The 19,386-nt window shown below is 59.6% G+C and carries 13 protein-coding genes and 1 other RNA gene; 7 read left to right on the top strand and 7 right to left on the bottom strand.

The annotated features are described in order from the left end of the window. Positions 1-35: 35 nt before the first annotated feature. Complete coding sequence (locus BGLCM_RS08635; RefSeq protein WP_238548623.1) at positions 36-842, top strand: regulatory protein RecX; 807 nt, start codon at positions 36-38, stop codon at positions 840-842. A 157-nt stretch (positions 843-999) separates the two neighbouring features. Here BGLCM_RS08635 and rnpB read toward each other — a convergent pair. Next, an RNA gene (rnpB, locus tag BGLCM_RS08050) (RNase P RNA component class A) lies at positions 1,000-1,353 on the bottom strand. Between the two features lie 234 nt (positions 1,354-1,587). Here rnpB and hpf point away from each other — a divergent pair. The 3 genes from hpf (at position 1,588) to trpD (ending at position 7,224) form a co-directional block, all read left to right on the top strand. Further along, a complete protein-coding gene (hpf, locus tag BGLCM_RS03705; protein WP_006294397.1) occupies positions 1,588-2,283 on the top strand; it encodes a ribosome hibernation-promoting factor, HPF/YfiA family in 696 nt (231 codons plus the stop codon). Positions 2,284-2,673: 390 nt separating this feature from the next. After that, a complete protein-coding gene (gene secA, locus BGLCM_RS03700; RefSeq protein ID WP_044084787.1) occupies positions 2,674-5,730 on the top strand; it encodes a preprotein translocase subunit SecA in 3,057 nt (1,018 codons plus the stop codon). A 384-nt stretch (positions 5,731-6,114) separates the two neighbouring features. Next, positions 6,115-7,224 carry an anthranilate phosphoribosyltransferase gene (trpD, locus tag BGLCM_RS03695; protein ID WP_044084884.1) on the top strand — a complete coding sequence of 370 codons (1,110 nt, stop codon included), beginning with the start codon at positions 6,115-6,117 and terminating at the stop codon, positions 7,222-7,224. Positions 7,225-7,434: 210 nt separating this feature from the next. On the opposite strand, the gene BGLCM_RS03690 is transcribed toward trpD, so the two are convergent. Next, positions 7,435-8,079 carry a MerC domain-containing protein gene (locus tag BGLCM_RS03690; RefSeq protein WP_006294403.1) on the bottom strand — a complete coding sequence of 215 codons (645 nt, stop codon included), beginning with the start codon at positions 8,077-8,079 and terminating at the stop codon, positions 7,435-7,437. Positions 8,080-8,129: 50 nt separating this feature from the next. Here BGLCM_RS03690 and BGLCM_RS03685 point away from each other — a divergent pair, with 50 nt between their 5' ends. Continuing rightward, positions 8,130-8,846 carry a lysophospholipid acyltransferase family protein gene (locus BGLCM_RS03685; RefSeq protein WP_006294404.1) on the top strand — a complete coding sequence of 239 codons (717 nt, stop codon included), beginning with the start codon at positions 8,130-8,132 and terminating at the stop codon, positions 8,844-8,846. 168 nt (positions 8,847-9,014) lie between these two features. Here the strand turns inward: BGLCM_RS03685 and BGLCM_RS03680 are convergent, their stop codons facing one another. Then, positions 9,015-11,219, bottom strand: coding sequence for a Stk1 family PASTA domain-containing Ser/Thr kinase (locus BGLCM_RS03680; protein WP_044084786.1), 2,205 nt, complete (start codon positions 11,217-11,219; stop codon positions 9,015-9,017). 141 nt (positions 11,220-11,360) lie between these two features. Next, positions 11,361-12,518, bottom strand: coding sequence for a polyprenyl synthetase family protein (locus BGLCM_RS03675; RefSeq protein WP_006294406.1), 1,158 nt, complete (start codon positions 12,516-12,518; stop codon positions 11,361-11,363). Between the two features lie 183 nt (positions 12,519-12,701). Here BGLCM_RS03675 and BGLCM_RS03670 point away from each other — a divergent pair, with 183 nt between their 5' ends. After that, on the top strand, positions 12,702-14,141 hold the full coding sequence (locus BGLCM_RS03670; RefSeq protein WP_006294407.1) for an RNA-guided endonuclease InsQ/TnpB family protein: 1,440 nt from the start codon (positions 12,702-12,704) through the stop codon (positions 14,139-14,141). Positions 14,142-14,177: 36 nt separating this feature from the next. Here BGLCM_RS03670 and galK read toward each other — a convergent pair whose 3' ends face one another. The 3 genes from galK to BGLCM_RS03655 all read right to left on the bottom strand — a co-directional run bounded on the left by galK (position 14,178) and on the right by BGLCM_RS03655 (position 17,911). Then, complete coding sequence (gene galK / locus BGLCM_RS03665; RefSeq protein WP_006294408.1) at positions 14,178-15,539, bottom strand: galactokinase; 1,362 nt, start codon at positions 15,537-15,539, stop codon at positions 14,178-14,180. Positions 15,540-15,802: 263 nt separating this feature from the next. Next, positions 15,803-17,101: a galactose-1-phosphate uridylyltransferase gene (gene galT, locus BGLCM_RS03660; RefSeq protein ID WP_006294409.1), complete on the bottom strand. Its 1,299-nt coding sequence runs from the start codon at positions 17,099-17,101 to the stop codon at positions 15,803-15,805. Positions 17,102-17,107: 6 nt separating this feature from the next. Further along, positions 17,108-17,911: a DeoR/GlpR family DNA-binding transcription regulator gene (locus tag BGLCM_RS03655; RefSeq protein ID WP_044084783.1), complete on the bottom strand. Its 804-nt coding sequence runs from the start codon at positions 17,909-17,911 to the stop codon at positions 17,108-17,110. A gap of 327 nt (positions 17,912-18,238) precedes the next feature. Between BGLCM_RS03655 and BGLCM_RS03650 the strand changes: the two genes are divergently transcribed. Further along, positions 18,239-19,336, top strand: coding sequence for an iron-containing alcohol dehydrogenase family protein (locus BGLCM_RS03650; RefSeq protein ID WP_006294411.1), 1,098 nt, complete (start codon positions 18,239-18,241; stop codon positions 19,334-19,336). The last annotated feature ends 50 nt before the right edge of the window (positions 19,337-19,386 follow it).

Below are 19,386 nucleotides of genomic sequence, written 5' to 3'. Positions count from 1 at the left end.
ACAGTTGCTCGTATTGAGGACCGGATTGGATCACCATGATTTCCGCTGAAGAATTCCTGTCACGCCATGCGGCGACATCACCGGGCGCCTCGGCATCGATGGATGCCAGCTCGGCCGATGCGTCGGACAATGGCGTCGTGACGGGAGAATGCAGTGTGGCGCGAGAATGCGGTGTGCCAGCAGAGTGTGGCATGTCGGCAGAACATGGTGGGCCTGCACGGTACGGCATGCCTGCTGGCGGTGCCCATGATGGCGTGCATCGTGGCATGCATGGTGATGCGCGCAAGCGTGACGGGAATCGCGGGACTCATGCCTCTCGGCAGGTATCGATGAAACGTCGTTCCCGCCACGGCGGATTCGCGTTTGTGCCGGCCGCCGATGGTATGGACCGGCAAGCCTGTATGGATACGGCATTGCGCCTGTTGGACGCGAGTTCGCGTTCCACGGGCGCCATGCGCGAACGGTTGGGTGAGCGCGGCTTCGAAGCTGAAGTCATTGAATCGGTCATGGACCGTCTCGCCGAGCTCGGATACATGGATGATGCTGCCGTTGGCCGCTCGCTCATGCGTTCATGCTTGCACAAGCATATGGGGGAGCAGGGTGTGCGCCATACATTGCTGCGCAAAGGCGTGGCGAGGTCCTGCGTGGATGCCGTGATTGCCCAAGGCCGTGATGAAGGCTTGTTTGAGCAAAGCGCGTGGGAGTTGGGACAAACCGTGGCTGCCAAGACGCGCGGGGTGGAGCGTCAGGCCAGGTTGCGTCGTTTTTGGAGCGCGGGCGCGCGCAAAGGCCATGGCAGTGCCGATCTGCGGCGAGTGGCCGATGAGCTGTTTGCCGCATAATCTGCTGCTTGATTCGGGAGTATGGGCCTAGGCTATAAGGCGCAGGCCATCTGGGAATGGTCATTCATGCACATGCGTCGAAGGCGCCGCAAGCTCTTTGCGGTTCTTGTTGCTTGGGATTGCCGATGAAGGTTGCTTGTAATCATTGGGAAGAATGAAGATGAGACCCCTCATACCCCGGGTTCTGTCGTACCGAATCGGTACGGATGGCCATCCATCTCGACCTGACGTCACCGCCAGGCTCTAGCAGCCTACCCGAAGGCATGTGGGCGAGCAACCCTGCCTTCTGCTTGGCCTTGCTCCCGATGAGGCTTGCCATGCGGCCGTTGTTACCAACGTCCCGGTGGTCTCTTACACCGCCGTTTCACCCTTACCTGCACGAGTGTGCAGGCGGTCTGTTCTCTGCTGCGCTATCTCTCAGGTCACCCTGGGCGGACGTTATCCGCCATCGTGCTCTATGGAGCCCGGAAGTTCCTCAACCATTGCTGATCGCGGCCATCGAGGGGTCTCAAGCACCCCATTGTAACCTGCCGATTGACAACGCCGTCACTCCCGCGCCGTCATACGGGCGATTGGTGCTCAAAATGACGACATTTTGACGACACTGGCATACAGTTGTCAGAAACTTCTCAGAAAACTTGCGTTTTATCTAGAACTGTCCATTACAATGTTTGAGTACATCGTTCGGGGGTTCCGAACGACCCATATATAGCGGGTAGCACCGCTTGAGTCTAGGGAGGTCCACATGGAGATCGTCATTACAGGGCGTCATACGCAGATTAAGCAGAAGTTCCGTGACGTCGTTGATAGCAAGATGAATCGTGTGACCGCTATCGCCCCCGATACACAGCGCATCCAGATTGTTGTGTCTCATGAGGGCAACCCGCGTCTGGCTGATACGGCCAAGCGCGTGGAAATCACCGTGATTGCCGGCAGCACCGTGGTGCGTGCCGAAGCTTCCAACGCTGACGAGTTCAGCGCACTGGACATGGCGCTCGACAAGCTGACGCTGCGTCTGCGCCGTACCCGCGACCGTCGTAAGGATCATCGTCGCGGTTACGCTCCAGTGCCGCTGGAGGCAGGCCACGAGGTGCCGCCGAGCGAGGAAACCGCCGATATCGAAGGTGATGTCGACGTGGAGAACAGCCCTGAAGCCGCTGTCGCTTCGGAGCTGGCACCGGGTGAGTCGGTTGAAGTGCAGGTTGGCGATACGCCGATTGTGATTCGTCGCAAGCTGCACGTGGCGGAACCGATGTCGATTGATGAGGCCCTCTACGAGATGGAACTCATCGGCCACGATTTCTTCCTGTTCGTCAACAAGGCCACGAACCGTCCGTCGGTCGTCTACCACCGTCACGGCTGGAGCTATGGCGTCTTCGAGATTGACACTCCTGAAAACGTGAAGAAGGAACAGGAAGCTCGCGAAGAGCACGAAGCCTGATTTCCGTAGATCCGGTTGAATACGCACGGGGACCCTTCGGGGTCCCTTTTTGTATGCATTGTTGCATGCATCAGTGTGTTGCTTACCGACGGATAGGCGCCGCTTCTCACATTGGAAGTGATAGCAATGGGCTGGTGTGGTGTGCAATGCGATTGGGTGGTGGGGGACGGTGATTGGCGGAACATGCTGTCAATATGACGCTGGGACAGCGCGTCGCAAGGGATGTATCGCTGTTTGTGCCTGGATAGAGAGGCGGGGAAATGGGGTGTTTGCAAAGCATTTGTGTGCGTGGCGGAAATAATTGAATAAAATGGTCGGAAAATGAGTTGTAGGGGGTATGAGAGCGCTAAGCTCTGAAGTGTTTTTGCAGCACCGAAACGAGGAGTAACTGTGGTTGATATTTTCGACAAGGCCCTGCGCATGGGTGAAGGCCACCAGATCAAGCGACTGGAGAACGTGGCCAAGGCAGTGAACGCGCTCGAAGATGAGATCAGCGCACTGACCGACGAGGAACTCAAGGGCCAGACCGCCAAGTTCAAGCAGCAGCTCGACAACGGAGCCAAGCTTGACGACCTGATGGCGGAAGCATTCGCCACCGTGCGTGAAGTTTCGAAGCGCACACTGGGCCAGCGCCACTTCGATGTGCAGCTCATGGGCGGCGCGGCCCTGCACTGGGGCAACATCGCCGAAATGAAGACAGGTGAAGGCAAGACGCTCGTGGCAACGTTGCCGAGCTACCTGAACGCGCTCGAAGGTAAGGGCGTGCACGTCGTGACCGTCAACGACTATCTGGCCAGCTACCAGAGCGAGCTGATGGGCCGTATCTACCGCTTCCTGAACATGAGCGTGGGCTGCATCGTGACGAACCAGCGTCCGCCGGAACGTCGCAAGCAGTACAACGCCGATATCACCTACGGTACGAACAACGAATTCGGTTTCGACTACCTGCGTGACAACATGGCGTGGGAAAAGGGTGAGCTCGTGCAGCGCGGCCACCACTTCGCCATCGTCGATGAGGTCGACTCGATCCTGATTGATGAGGCCCGTACGCCATTGATCATTTCCGGTCCGGCGGAAGGTGACGTGACGCGCTGGTACCGCCAGTTCGCAAAGCTCGTCGTCAAGCTCACGCGTGACGAAGACTATGAAGTCGACGAGAAGAAGAAGACGATTGGCATTTTGGACGCCGGTATCACCAAGGTCGAGGATTACCTCCGCATCGCCAACCTCTACGAGCCCGACAACACGGCTCTGATCGGCTACCTGAACAACGCAATCAAGGCCAAGGAACTGTTCCTGCGTGACCGTGACTACGTGGTCACGGGAGGTGAAGTGCTGATCGTTGATGAGCACACGGGCCGTATCCTGCCGGGCCGCCGCTACAACGAAGGCCTGCACCAGGCCATCGAAGCCAAGGAAAACGTGGAAGTCAAGGCCGAGAACCAGACGTTCGCAACGATCACGCTGCAGAACTACTTCCGTATGTACGACAAGCTGTCGGGCATGACCGGTACGGCTGAGACCGAGGCCGCCGAATTCATGGGCACCTACAAGCTCGGCGTACTGCCGATCCCGACGAACCGTCCGATGATCCGCCAGGACAAGGACGACCTGATTTTCCGTACGAAGAAGGAAAAGCTCGCGGCGATTGTGCGTGACGTGGCCAAGCGTCACAAGAAGGGCCAGCCTGTGCTGCTCGGTACGGCAAGCGTCGAATCCTCGGAAATCGTCTCGTCGCTGCTCGACGTGGCCGGCATCGAACACCAGGTGCTCAACGCAAAGCAGCATGAGAAGGAAGCCGCCGTTGTGGCCGTGGCCGGCCGCAAGGGAGCCGTGACCGTGGCCACGAACATGGCAGGCCGTGGTACCGATATCATGCTGGGCGGCAACGTGGAATTCCTCGCCGATGCCAAGCTCAAGAAGGAAGGCTACTCGCCGGAAGAAACGCCGGAAGATTACGAGCGCCTGTGGCCGCAAACCTTGAAGGAAATCAAGGATCAGGTCAAGGAAGAGCACGAGGAAGTCAAGGAACTTGGCGGCCTGTATGTGCTCGGCACCGAACGTCACGAATCGCGCCGTATCGACAACCAGCTGCGCGGCCGTTCGGGCCGTCAGGGCGATCCGGGCGAATCGCGCTTCTACTTGAGCCTTGAAGACGACCTGATGCGCCTGTTCAACACGCAGCTCGTGGCGCGCGTCATGGCCAAGGGCATGCCGGAAGGCGAGCCAATCGAGTCCAAGTCGGTGTCCAAGGGCGTGCGCACGGCACAGAAGGCTGTGGAATCGCGCAACTTCGAAATCCGTAAGAACGTGCTCAAGTACGACGACGTGATGAACAAGCAGCGTACGGTAATCTACGCCGAACGTCAGGCCGTGCTCAAGGGCGAAGACATCCATGAGGATGTGGAGCGTTTCATCTCCGACACGCTGGCCAGCTATGTGCGCGGCGCGAACCGTGGCTCCGACAAGCCTCGCGATTGGGATTTCGAAGGCCTAGTCAAGGCTGCCGCCGACCTGTACCCGACGACGGTGACTGTGGACCAGCTCAAGGAAGCCACTGACGGGCTCAAGGGCGAGAAGGCCGCGCAAGCCGCTGTGGACCTGCTTGTTGAAGACGCGCAGGACCAGTATGACGTGCTTGCCGAGCCGCTCAGCGACGACGATCTGCGCCAGCTGGAACGCCGTGTGGTTATGGCTGTGCTCGACCGCAAGTGGCGTGAGCACCTCTATGAGATGGATTACCTCAAGGACGGCATCGGCCTGCGTGGCATGGGCCAGCGCGACCCGCTCGTCGAATACCAGCGCGAAGGCTACCAGATGTTCAACTCCATGATTGAAGCGATCAAGGAGGAGACCATCCAGCTCATGTTCAACGTGGACATCCAGAGCGTGGCTCACACGCAGGATGTGACCGACGAGGATGAAGCCATTGCGATTGACGCCGACGTGGCGGAAATCACGGATGAGCAGACCCATGAGGATGCGCAGGGCACCGTGTCGAACTCGTTCGAGATTGACAAGGACAACGCCGAGGTTGAAATTGGCCAAAGCGAGGATGAGCGTATCGACGAGGCCGTGGACAGCGCACAGGAGGCCGAGGGTGATGACACGTCGCTCGAAGACGCGGTCAAGAACGTCGACACGGATCTGAGCGAACCGGCAGAGCCGGCCCAGATCGACAACCATGGTGATGAAGAGGCCACGGCTCAGGAGCTGCGTACCGAGCATGAACAGCGCCACTCGCACACGCGTGAAGGCAGCGTGGTGGGTCCCAAGCCTGTCTCGCATGCTGATGGCGCCGTCCCCGCGTCCAAGCGCCCCAAGAGCAACGAGCGCAAGACGCCGTGGGCTGACGGCCGCACGTTCCCGGGAACGGGTCGCAATGCCCAGTGCCCATGCGGTTCGGGTCGCAAGTACAAGCAGTGCCACGGTCAGAACGAGCAGTGAGCAGTGAGCAGCGAGTAGTGAGCTGTAGCAGTAGCAGTCCGCAGTGATGGAATTTCACTGCCCATGCGTGTCACTTGTAATGGCAATAAGCCACCGTGGCACGCATGGGGGAGCGGGCAGCAACGCAACAGAAGCGACACGAGCGACTCAAGCAACACAAGCGGCGTATTCGTTCCCAAGGGGGATGGGTACGCCGCTTGTGCATACGCAAGGCATAACGGGTGTCTCGGGTCCCTCGGGTGCGTCAAATAGACGGGCAGCATGGGAACGGGGTGCGGCAGTCCAGCATCTTAGGATGCGGACGAATATTTTTGACAATATATGGAATCGTTAAAATGATGCCACCTCGAACGGGGGCATTGGAAATGTAAAGGAAGTATGACCATGACACAGATCATGTGGAAATCGTTGTTGATGAAGCTGATGCACGGGGAGCATCTCAATGCCGACGAGTCCGAATGGTTTGTGGACGACTTGATGAAAGGCAACGCCAATCCGACGATGGTCGGTGCCGTGCTGGCCACACAGCAGAGCAACGGGTTGACGGCTGAGGAAATCGCCGGAGCCTCCAAAGCCATGGTCGGCCATGCCGTGCCATTGCCAGTAGCGGCGGAAGCCACCGATATTGTTGGCACGGGCGGTGACGGTGCGCACACGGTGAACCTGTCGACGATGGGAGCCATTGTGGCGGCCGCCGCAGGCGTGACAGTGGTCAAGCATGGCAACCGTGCATCATCGTCGCAGTGCGGAGCCGCCGACTGCCTCGAAGCGTTGGGCATGCCGCTGGACCTCTCGCCGCAATCCGTGGCCAAGATCGCCGGTGAAACGGGCATCACGTTCGCATTCGCCAAGACGTTCCATCCGGCCATGCGGTTCGTGGGACCCGTGCGCGCGGCGTTGGGCGTGCCGTGCGTGTTCAACGTGCTGGGACCGTTGACGAATCCGGCTCATCCCAAGCATGTGGCGATTGGCTGCGCCAACCGCGCGCTGAGCCCGATCATGGCCCAGGTGTACGCGGCCAACGGCCAGACGGGCATGGTGTACACCTCGGCGGAAGGCCTTGATGAAATGGCGCCGACCGGGCCAATTTCCGTATGGGAATTCCGTGATGGCACCGTGAGCGAGCAGGAGTTCGATCCGACAGTGGAACTCGGACTCGATGCAATCACGATTGATGATTTGCGTGGCGGCATGCCTGAGGTCAATGCGCAGGCTGTGCGTGACTTCCTGGCCGGCAAGGATGTGCCGTTCCGCACAACGGCATTGCTCAACGCAGCTTCGGCCATTGTGGCCGATGGCCGCCAGGTGCCTGCGAATGGCACGCTGGCTGAGCGGTTCCAGGCTGCCTATGCGTTGGCTGAGCAGGCTGTGGACAGCGGCAAGGCCGAAGCGCTGCTCAACACCTGGATTGAAACGGCGCAGCGCTACGCCAAAGCTGAGGCTGAAGCCGCAGCTGAAGCGCAAGATCAGGGCGAAACTGCAGTCGAAGCGTAAGGCTCAAGCACCAGCGCAAGCTGCATAAGCAATAGGCGGCGCCGTCGAACACTCAACAGGGCCGTGTCCAGCGAATCGAATCTCGCTTGACACGGCCCTGTTCGTGGTTATCAAGAGTTATTGAGGATTGTTGAGTATGTCCTGGGGTTTAGCCCGCGGCGGCACGGTCATCTGGCTGTTTTGCTGTTGTGCAGTTTTGCTGCCGCGCTGTCAGACGCGCGCCCCGTCATCATCCCACGTTATTTTCGTGTCATCATGACCGTGATGCATGGCCACCAAACCGCCCGCGCCAAGCAACACAAAAATCGCGCCAATCAGGCCGATAATACCCGACCAGCTCGGCAACAACGCGGCAATGATCACAGCAGCAACACCCAAGACGAGCAACGTCCATAGCAACGCGCGTCCGCGATGCACATCATGCAAATCAGGATTCGGCGGCACGAACGGTGACGCGTCATCCATCACCTGGTCCACATCCAGCCAGCTTGAGGCATGGAAATCACGCGGACCCGACGTGTGACCGCCAACAAAATCCTTGTCTGGCAGTTCATCTACCGACAGCATGCGTTGCTTGTGTTCCTTCTGCGCATGCGAGGCCTGCGCGGAGTGCTCAAGCTTGTCGGCTTTGCGTGAGAACTTCTTGGCCGTGCGCGACGTGCTGATGTCAGACAAGTCGTCGGCATGGTCCTGCATGAACGCGGCCCAGGCCGCATCGGTATCATCCAGCACGTCACCAGCATCCTGTGAACCCCCCGAGGCGTGTGGCGGCCGCTGCTCCTGCCCGTCACGCGGATGCATGTCGCGACGTGCGTCGAGTTCGTCCCCGTCGTTGCTATTGTTGAGTTCAGTCATACTTGACCACTGTAATCAGGCGGTGCGTCAACCTACGGGAGGTTTTCACCATGTTGTATTGGTTTTTTGTGAAAACGTTGGGACCGCTTGCTCGACGTCGATTCCAGCCCGAGGTCGAAGGTTTGCAAAACATCCCGCGCAAGGGTGGCGCCATTATCGCCGCGAACCATTTGGCCGTGATTGACGACGGTCTGCTGCCGTTGACCTGCCCGCGCATGATCCATTTCATGGGCAAGGCCGAATATTTTGAAGGCAAAGGCGTCAAGGGCGCGCTGAAGAAGTGGTTTTTCACGAATGCCGGCGTGTTCCCCGTGGACCGTTCGGGCGGTTCAAAATCGTTGGGTGCGCTCGAACATGCGCGTGAGATTCTTGACGAAGGTCACCTGTTCGGCATCCATGTGGAAGGCACTCGCAGTCCGGACGGTCGCTTGTACAAGGGACACACTGGTGTGGCCCGTCTGGCTTTGGAAACGGGTGCCCCGATCATTCCGGCAGCGTTGATTGGCACGCGTGAACTGCAACAGCCCGGCACTGTGATCCCCGGCAAGGGCCGTACAAAAGTGATATACGGCAAACCTATCGAAGTCAAGGTCGTGCCGTCCGACCAGGTGACGCGTGAGATGCTGCGTGAGCTGACCGACCGCGTCGTCAAAGCAATCCAGCAGCTTTCGGGCCAGGAATACGTGCCCGAATATGCGCAGGTCGTCAAGGAACAGATGAAGCAAGAGCAGGCCATCGTCGACGTCAACGACCAGAAGGCTGCTTAACCGTTCCACATCTTCAGACGCGTCCTCGCCTGCAGAGGCTGCGCGGGTTGCCTCGCGTCCAGCAGTTTGAGGATTGCCAACTGCCATAACGACATTGCCGCCCGGCTTCTGTCCGCTCTACACGGATAGGGAAGTCGGGCGGCAATCTGTTTGGCGTCTGCCGAGCAATCAGATCACGGTCAGTGTGACAACGGTCGGATTGCCGTTTTCGTCGTGCAGCCTTACTTGTTCACCGGCGCCAGGATTTTGGAACCGCACCGTGTGCAGCAAGTCGCCCAACGGCGCTGTGATCTTGACTTGCAACCCGAGTTCTTCGAGCTTCTTCGTGGCGTCATCCTTGTTGTCACCCACCACATTGGGAATCGTCACCATTTGCGGGCCTTTGGACACGCTGATCGACACGTTGTCACCCCAATGCAACTGCGTGTCCGCCGCCACTGATTGTGTCATGACCTGGCCGGCTTCCACCGTGTCGGAAAACTCCTCGTTGACGGTCACATTGAGTTTGACGGCGGCCAGCGCTTCACGCGCCTGGTCGATCGGTTTGCCCACCACGCTCGGCATCGTCACAGGCATGCGGCCTTTGGACAGTGTGATGGTCACCGGCGTGCTGTGCGGCACCGTTTCATCAGGCTTGGGGTCGATGCTGATGACAGCTCCTTCAGGCACGTCCATCGAATACTGGGCTTCGTCCTCCTGCACATTCGTGAATCCCGCTTGTTTGAGTGCGTCGACCGGGTGCTTGCCGGCCTCACTGTTCGCGTCCATGATGTCGGCGGGAACAGTGGCCTGTCGCACGCCTTTGGACACGACGACTTTGACTTTGCCGTCTTTCTTGGCTATATGGCCATCCACGTCGGCCGGCACGGTGGCGATGATGTCGCCTTGGGCGACCGTGTCGCTGAATTCTTCACTGGCTGTCCATGCAATGCCGACCGCTTTCAGCTGTTGCTGGTAATCCTTCCAGCTCACGCCTGTAATCGTGCAAGGGCCGTCCGTAGGGCATTTGAGCCCTTCCGGCTGTGGCAACGTGCGGTAACTGCCGGGTCCGAGCCACACATAGTAGGCCACGCCACCCGCCGATCCGCACACGAGCAGCACGACGAGCACAATGATGAGCGCAATCAGGCCACCCTTGCGTTTGCGCGGCTTGGGTTCGTTGTTTGCGGTATTGGTATTTCCGTGTGGCGGCATTGGCAATGACACCGTTGGCTCTTCGCCACCATGCTGTTGGGGCATAGCCGTGGTAGCGGGAAGGGGTTGTTCAGCGGCCACGGCGTCAGGCGCTGCGGCAATAGGCATCGCCTTTGTCGGGTCCTCAGGCTCGGCAGGTGACGGATCGGGCGCGGCCGCAGTTGCGTGCGATGTCGCGGACATGGCCGCCGTACCATCCGAGGCCTCGGAAGTGGAGTGCTGAAGCACGTCAGCATGCACAAAACGGCCCGAAGCCAAACCGTCGAGACCCACGAGCGGCATCGTGTGGGCGCGCGTGGGATCGTAACGGTAAGAGAGTTGCTGGGACGTCAATTCGCCCATCAACGCACGCAACCGCTGCAGCGCGGCCGCCGCGTCCACGGGACGGTCCTCGACCTTGCGCGCTGTCAAATACGAGATGAACTGCGACACTTCAGGCGCGATACCCGCACACACGGAAGCGACGGGCGGCACATCGTTGTTGACATGCTTGAACACGAGCGTGACGGGATTGTCGGATTTGAACGGCACTTCACCGGTCAACATTTCCCAAGCCATGATGCCCACCGAATAGCAGTCACCCTGCGCAGTGGCCTGGTTTTCAGCAATCATTTCGGGCGCCAAGTAGGCGGCCGTACCAAGCAGCATGCCGGTCGTCGACAGCGTGGCCTGGGAGACGGCTTTGGCCAGACCAAAATCGGTGATCTGCACACGGCCGCGCTGGTTGAGCATGATGTTCTCAGGCTTGATATCGCGGTGGACCACGCCGGCCCGGTGTGCGGCGGCCAAACCATCCAACGTCTCACCCACAATACGCAAGGTGTCGCGTACCGAATAGGTGCCATGCAGTTGCATGTCTTGACGCAAATTCACGCCCTGCACATACTCCATGACCAGGAAGTCCAAATCGTTGAACTCGCCCGAATCATACACCTGCACAATATGCGCGTTCGCAATGGCCGCGGCGCTCGTGGCCTCACGGCGGAAACGTTCCACGAACTGCGCGCGTTTTGGACCTTTGGCCAGCTGCATATGCATGACCTTGATGGCCACGGTACGTCCAAGACGCTCGTCTGTGGCCTTGAACACGCTGGCCATGCCGCCTTCGGCGATTTTGGTGATGATACGGTACCGACCGTCGATGACGGTGCCTTCCTGAACGTTCGGCGATTCGGTCATGATCGAGTGGAAGTCCCTTCCATGGCAAGGGTGGGTAGTCTCGTGCTCATTGTACATGGGCGCTTACGCCTAGGGCAGTCAAGCGGCCGGTGGTGGGCGACCGGTCGACAAGTCCCTACTGCCGGTACGCTGCTGATGCGCTCAGCGCAAATGCTGCGGGATGAACCGTGCGCACATGTCCATAAGGCGGCGCTGCACGGGCGTATCCAAAGCCAACGCGGTGATGGCCTGCTGGCATTGGGCCCACAGTTCGTTGATGCGGCGCTCGCTGGCGGTGATGGCTCCTGTGGCATGGAACATGCCAATGATGTCGTTGACGTCATCAGCATCGCGCTGCGCGGCTTCAAAGTATTGGGTCAATTGTTCGCGTTCGGGAGTGCCTGCCAGGTCGAGCGCATCGGCCAGCAACACGGTGCGTTTGCCTTCGCGAATGTCGCCGCCAATGGGTTTGCCCGTGTTGCTCGTGGAGCCCGTGACATCGATCAGGTCATCAGCGATTTGGAAAGCGATACCAAGCGGCAAGCCGATATCGATTGCATGGCGCAACGCTTCATCTTCGGGCATGCCTGCGGCCAACATGGCCAGCAGCAGCGGCGTAATCGTGGTATAACTGGCCGTTTTCCAGCGGAACACGTTCAATGAGGCGTCGGCGAGCGCCTGGGCGTCATCGAGGCTCATGCGTTCAATCGCCAAGTCGAGCACCTGGCCGATTTCCACTTCCTGTTGCATGCGCATGAACGCGCGTTCAATAGCATTGGGGTCGGGTAGCGCATGCGATGCTTCGCTGGCTACGACCGAACATGCGGTGGCCAGCAGGTCGCCGAGCATGATGCCCAGGCCGATGCCTGTGGACAGTGTGCCGCCCGCATTGGCCAATGCGCGGTGTGCTGCAGGTTTGCCGCGGCGCAAGTCGGCGTCGTCAATGATGTCGTCGTGTACGAGCGCGGCGGTTTGGAATAGTTCGATGGCGCAGGCCAGATCAAGGACGGATTGCTTGATGCGTGCTTGGTTGGTAGGCGTTTGGTCGCTTGCGGGGGTGGGCTGTGTCGGTTCCATGACACGGTAGGTTTCGAGCAGCAGCAGTGCGCGCAGGCGTTTGCCGCCCTCGCTGGAAATTACGGCTTGCCTGGCGACGGCGTTGAGCATCGGTTCCAGTGATGACGCGATGACATTGGCGCAGGCTGTTGGGTTGGTGTCGTTCGCATAGGAGTTCAGTTGCACGTCCATATGCGAACGGACCAGCTCGCCAATTCGCTGTTCAATCAATGCCAAATCGGATTCGATGATCGTAGCGCTCATATCTTGATTCACCCACAGTGTTGCGACATCGGGCTTCTGGCACGTCGTGTGGACCGCTCCCTGCGAGGCTGCTTCATGTCACCAAAATTAGCCGCGGAAGCCCCGCTGTTCACGGCGGGGAGGAAGCGCCATTATTCTTTGCTTTACCTACTCTCATTATACGCATAGTGATATACTGTAGTCATGTCTCAAAAAGTCGTCATTGAGCGCGTGCGGTTGCGGGGTGCGGCCCCGTATCTTGGCATGTGCAAGATTGACGACGGCGGATACGCCCCCTTCTATTCCGAGAACCCCGATGTGGTGATGGACTGGTTGTGTGACGCTTGGCGTTGCCGGTACAACCAGTTGCGTTCCCGCAGGCAGAAATGGGACAGGGAAAAGGAAGGTCTGGTGCCGGTGGGACGCGATACGGACATGCGCACGGACAGGCAGGTCCGTGAGGAATGCTCATGGCTTGCCGCTGTTCCCGCCATGGTGTTGCAGTCGCCTAACCGTATCGAGAACACAGACTGGTGGGCGGCGAACAAACGGCGCAAGACGTTGAAGAAAAAGGGGCAGAATCCGGGCAGTATGCCGCGTTTCAAAGAGAAGCACGGCAAAAGGATGTTCGTCTGCTGGTACAACAACGGTGCGAACGCACGCTACCGCCAGTTGAACAAGCATCACGGCGAAGTCGTGATAACAGGACAGAACCCCGGCAAGTACAAGCTGGACGGGCAGCCGTGCCGTTGGGAGCTGCACATCCGAGTGCGCGTCAGCCAGAGGATACGCGCCTACACGAGTGTCGGCGTGCATTGGGATGACCGCACGCTCGTGTTCATCAACGAACCGTTGCCGGTCGAGCGCAGGGTTACGGGCGCCATGGTCGGCATCGACCGCGGCGTGAAGCACACGCTCGCGTTGAGTGACGGCACTTTCCAAGACTTGCCGCACAAGAGGCTGAAAAAGATTGACAAGCGTATCCGAAGCCTACAGAAGTCGCAGGCGCGTCGCGTCAACATGAGCGGCAAGACCATGAAGGAATACCGCAAGAACCCATCCAAGACGTACAAGCGCGTCCAGAAGGAAATCGGTATCCTGCACCGCAAGGCGCACAACATCATCAACGACTGGCAGCAGAAAACCACAACCCGGCTGGTGCGTGACTACGACATCATCAGCATGGAGAACTTGCAGCTGTCCGACATGACCAAGAAGGCAAAGAAGAAGGAAGACCCGAACAATCCCAAGCGTTACCTACCCAACGGGCAGGCCGCGAAACGCGGCTTGAACCGCAGCATGAGAGCCGCATCCTTGGGCGGCATCAGCCAGAAACTCGAATACAAGACCCAGTTGAGCATGACCAACAGGCTCGTGCTCATTAATCCCGCGTACACGTCCCAAACATGCAGCGAATGCCACTATTGCGCGAAGGAAAACCGCAAGAGCCAAGCGGACTTCCAATGCGAACAATGCGGCATGAGCATGAACGCGGACGTGAACGCCGCAATCAACATCCTCCAACGAGGATACGAACATTTGTTGGGCGTGGACGACGCCCAGCGTGTCATAACGGAACAAGACACCCGACCCGCAAATCGCGGCAAGAGCGCATCCGCACGAACACGCAAAACCCCAACCTAGAAGCTGGAATCCCGCCCGTTCACGGGCGGGAGGACGTCAAGCCACTTGTTCGGCAGCAGCGCCAGCCCATGCAGCCAGCGCGCGTGGCTCATGGAATCCTCGGCGCGCGAATTCGTCGGCAATGGCCTGGGCCACTGCTTGCGAGCGCCCTGCATCCACGAGCGCAATGATCGATCCGCCGAATCCGCCGCCTGTCATGCGCGCACCATACGCGCCGCATTGCCGCGCCACGTTCACGGCCACATCGAGTTCGGGTATGGTCACTTCATAGTCGTCGCGCAGTGAATCATGCGACGCGTTGAACAACTGTCCCACGCGGCGCATGTCACCTTCCTGGAACGCGGCGATACACTCGTCCACGCGGCCGATTTCGCTGATCACATGGCGCACACGGCGCATCATCAGGTCATCTTCCAGCGCGCCATACACTTTCTCGAGCCGCCGCTCACGTGTCATGGCGCCATCATGAGCGCCGGCATCACCCGCGCCCATGCCGTTCGCACCGGCTCTACCCGCACCAACACTACCCGCACCAACACTACCCGCGTCAGCTTCCCCCTCTCGCGGCAGCCCCGCCACTTCATCGGCGATTTCACGCAACGTCGCCACACCCAACAGCGCGCACGCTTGTTCGCAGGTGCGCCGGCGCGCCTCGTACTGCCCATCGTTGAGCTGGTGCGGCGCGCACGTGTCGAGCACGAGCAGTTCAAGCCCATGGGCCTGCAAGTCAAACGGTTCCGGCTTCACTGATTCATGCGCATCCAATCCGGGCTTGCAGTCAAGTCGGATTGCATGCCCCGCACTGCAGCGCATTGAAGCGTTTTGGTCGAGCCCTCCCGTGGACGCTCCTGCCATGTCGTTTTCGGCGCTGATGGCCGCGTTGATCAACGTCATGCGTCCCTCGTCGCTGTCACCGAACCCGAGTCCGTACACGTCATCCAGCGCAAGCGCCGTTGAGCAGGTCATCGCAGCCGACGAACTCAGGCCCGATCCCAACGGCACGCACGAGACAAACGCCGCGTCGAATCCGTGCACATCGGCAAATCCCATGGTGCGCAGCGCCCAGGCCACGCCGACCGGGTACGCGCTCCAGCCGTCCACCTCACCCGCGTGCAACCCCTGCAAGTCGGCACTGGCCACGGCAGATTCGTCCACGTCCGACACCACACGCACAAGGTCGTCATCGCGCGCTGCGAGCGCCACATACGTGCGGTGCGGCAATGCGATTGGCAAGCATAACCCGCCGTTGTAGTCCGTGTGTTCGCCAATCAGGTTCACGCGTCCGGGAGCCGCCCACACGACCGCCGGCCCGTGGCCGTAGGTGCGCACAAACAGCTTATGTGCCGCCCTTGCGGCGGCAGCGTCATCCAATGGTTCAATGAATGGTACGGATGTCATCAATGCTCCTTCCCAGCCCCAGCATCGTTGTGCATAATGGGGTGGTCATTTGTGCACATGTGGATAATGCAGAAATCATTTCTCCACAAATACACAGCCGAAATGTGCGTAACTCAACGCAGGCCGCCAACTGCAGGCCGCCAACTTTCGTCCGCCAATTTCAGGCCGTCAATTTCAGCAAGACCGCCGACTCCAGTCATCCAACGTCAGCACAGCCCGCCAACTTCAGCAGCGCCCGCCAACTGCAGCACAGCCCGTCAACTTCAGCCCGCAATATCAACGGGCCCGAGCTCGTGGAAGCGGGCGGCGATCAGTTCGGGGGTCGTGTCGGAAAGCCAGGCGGCCATGCCGGATTCGGAACCGGCCAAATACTTGATTTTGTTGGCCGCGCGGCGGAACGAGAAGAACTGCAGGTTGAGCCGATAGTGCTCGCGCCGCGCGTCGTGCACGGGAGCCTGATGCCAGGCCGCGATGTACGGCAGGTCCATGCCCTGCCCGTCGCCGTGGTCGAAGAACCGGTTGCCGCGCTTGAGCAGCGTCGAATACATTTCGGCCAGATCCCAGCGTTCCTGGTCGTTGAGTTCGTCGAGCGTGAGCACGTCGCGCACGGGAACCACATGCACTTCGAGCGGCCAGCGCGCGGCGGCCGGCACGTAAGCCACCCAACTTGCGTTGCGCATCACGATGCGTTCGGCAGCCTGCAGTTCGGCGTCAAGAATGTCGCGCAGCAGGTTGCCGCGCGTGCGTTCCCAGTAGGCTTGCGTGTGCTGAAGTTCCGTCTGCATTTTCGGCGGGATGAACGGATACGCGTAAATCTGGCCGTGCGGGTGTGCGAGTGTCACACCGATTTCAACACCATGGTTTTCAAACGGAAAAATCTGTTCGATGCCCGGCAGTTGCGCAAGTTCGGCCGTGCGGAACGCCCATCCTTCCACGACCGTGCGCAGGCGACGCACGGGCAGGTCGGGCGGCAGGCCGTTCTCGTCAGGGTCGAAACAGATGACTTCGCAACGTCCTGCGGCCGGCTTGACTGGCCAGAGTGCGCAGCCGTCAACATAGTGCGTGTCGTTCGACACGCCGGGAACTTGCACCATCGACGGGAATCTGTTCTCAAAAATTACAACGTTGTAATCCGTGTCGGGCACTTCACCGTCCTGGTACGCCGAGCCAAGCTTGCGTGCGGCGAGCGGGTTGCCAGTGGCCGTCGCGCCCGGTCCCGTCGTGATCGGCCGGTTCATGCGGGCCGTGGCCATTGGGATCCAGTCACCGGTCAGCGGGTCCTGACGCATTTGCGGAGCCGGGTACGGTACGTGCGCACCGTCCGGCCCGAGTTGATCGGCAAACCGGTCGGACAGCTCGCGCGGGTCGGTCAGCTGCCGCCTCAGTTCGCCGCGCACGTAGCGTTCGTCGTCATCGAGATAGAAGAACTGCCGTCCGTCCGCCAACGTCGTCGGCGTGATGCGGATATGTTCGCGTGCATATGCCGCGGGTTCGTAGGCTGGCCGTTCGTTGACGGCATTGCTATTTCCGCATGACGCGACATCGGTGTCGCTTGCTTGCATGGCTCGTCACTCACTTTCGTCGGGGGTTTCAATTTGTTGGGCCAATACGAGCTCTTTGACAAGGTCGCGCGTTTTGGCCGCCGAATCGGGGTCGAGCCCGTCATCGGTGATTACGGTGTCGACTTGGTCGAACCGGGCGAACAGCGACAACGATGTGCTGCTCCATTTGGTGTGGTCGGTTAGGATTACCGTGCGGTCGGCAATGTCCATCATGGCCATGTCGGTGGCCGCTTCCAATGAATTGGGCATCAGGAACCCGCGTGGAATCGACACTGAATGCGTGCCGAGGAACACCGTGTTGACACGCAGTGACGCGATGACCTTGTCGGCGATCGGGCCGACCAACGAGTTTGACCGCGTGATCACGCCGCCTGTGACAATGACCTCCACATCTTTGGATTCGAGGGCCTGCACGAGTTCGGCTACGGGAATCGAGTTGGTCAGAATTGTGATGCCGCTGGCCTGCTGCGATTCGAGCAGATGCTGCGCGAATACGTAGGCTGTGGTGCCGCCGCCAATGGCGATCACATCACCGGGTTGCACGTAGTTGACGGCTTCCTGGGCAATCGCGTCTTTGAGACCGATGTCCATTTGCGATTTGACCGAGAACAGCGGTTCACTCAGCAATGTGCTCGTGGACACGGCGCCGCCATGCACGCGTTTGAGCAAGCCTTTGTCGGCCAGTTCGGCGATGTCACGGCGAATCGTCATCGCCGAGACACCAAGCTCTTTGGACAACGCCGTAATGCGCACAGCGCCTCGCGTACGCAGCCGGCTCACTATCAAATGTTGACGTTGTGATGAAATCATGTGAACATTTTCGCACATTTCATACCAAATACCAAACCAAAATAGACAGAAAATGTGCGAAAACGCGCGAGCGTGTGATGATACTGCCCAGTGTGGCGCAGGGATGAGCGATACTGCAAGAATTGAGCGCATTGCGGAGTTTGGACGCGATTGTTTCAATATGCGAATCAGTTGGCCACGGCATGGCCGCCCGCGATTAAAGTCGGCGCCACACGGATGGGCATGACGTGGCATTGCCACCATACTCCCCCAACGTTGCCATAAGCAGTCCGCCGGGACCAACGCACGCCCATCGCCAACTACACACACCAAACCAAAGAGGTGGACATGACCAGCAATGTGAAAGAATCCGACGTCCGTTCAGGCCCGGACCGCTATGTCAGCGAAGCCGGCGCCGCCAAACACGTGCCCGACTATTTGAGCGACTACGAGCGCCCACTGATTTTGACGGGCGTCAAGTCAGCGGACGCGTTCTTGAAGTACAACGAGACCGACGATTTCTTTGCTCCGGCCCTGCGCTATGACGGATCAGCGTCGGTCGAAAACGCCAAGGAACTCGTGGAGCAGGCCAAAGCCTACAACCCCGATGTCATTGTGGCCATCGGCGCCGGCAAGCTCAGCGACACGGCCAAGAACGTGGCCGAAATGATGAACCTGCCACTCGTGATCGTGGCGACGTTGTGCTCGTCTTGCGCGGCCTATTCGGCCTGCTCGGTCAACTATGACGCCCAGCACCGTTATCTGGGTTCCCCAATGCACAAGTCGAACAGCATGCTGCTGCTCGTCGACCCCGCGCTGATTGCCGAAGCTCCTGCTGAGAGCATGGTCGGCGGCATTGGCGACACGATCGCGAAGTTCTATGAAGCCGATCCCGTGTTCGAGATCAAGAAAGCCAAGGAAGGCCTGACGGCGTTCGACCGTCTGTCAGCCACGGGCTCGGCGCTGCTGCGTGACACGCTGATTGAGGTCAGCGAACCCGCATTGGCCGACATGCGCGCGGGCAACACGAAGAGCGCCAACGTGAAGATGCTGATCGACACGAACCTTGGCTTGGCCGGCATTGTCGGCGGTTTCGGTGGTGCTGCAGCCCGCCAGTCGGGTGCGCACGCAATCCACAACGGTTTGACGCAGCTGCCAGGTTCGGCCGCTTCGATGCATGGCGAGAAAGTGGCGTACGGCGTGCTCATACAGCTGCTCGTTGAAGGCAAAGTCGATGAGGTCAAGCGTCTGCTGCCGTTCTATGATGCCGTAGGCCTGCCACACACGATGGAACAAATGGGCCTCGAATACACGCCGGACAACGCTGCCGTCGTCGCAGCCCATGCCACACGCCCAGAATCGGCGTTCTACAACGCTGTGCCCGACCTGACGGCTGAGCGCATCGAACAAGCCATGGCCAATCTCGAAACAATCGCCAACGACTGATCGCCTCCCATTAAGCTCAGGCTACGGCCTGAACCGTCCTTATGTATGCA

The organism is Bifidobacterium gallicum DSM 20093 = LMG 11596 (assembly GCF_000741205.1).
GTDB classification, from domain to species: domain Bacteria; phylum Actinomycetota; class Actinomycetes; order Actinomycetales; family Bifidobacteriaceae; genus Bifidobacterium; species Bifidobacterium gallicum.
This window is presented reverse-complemented; position numbering and strand designations above follow the sequence as displayed.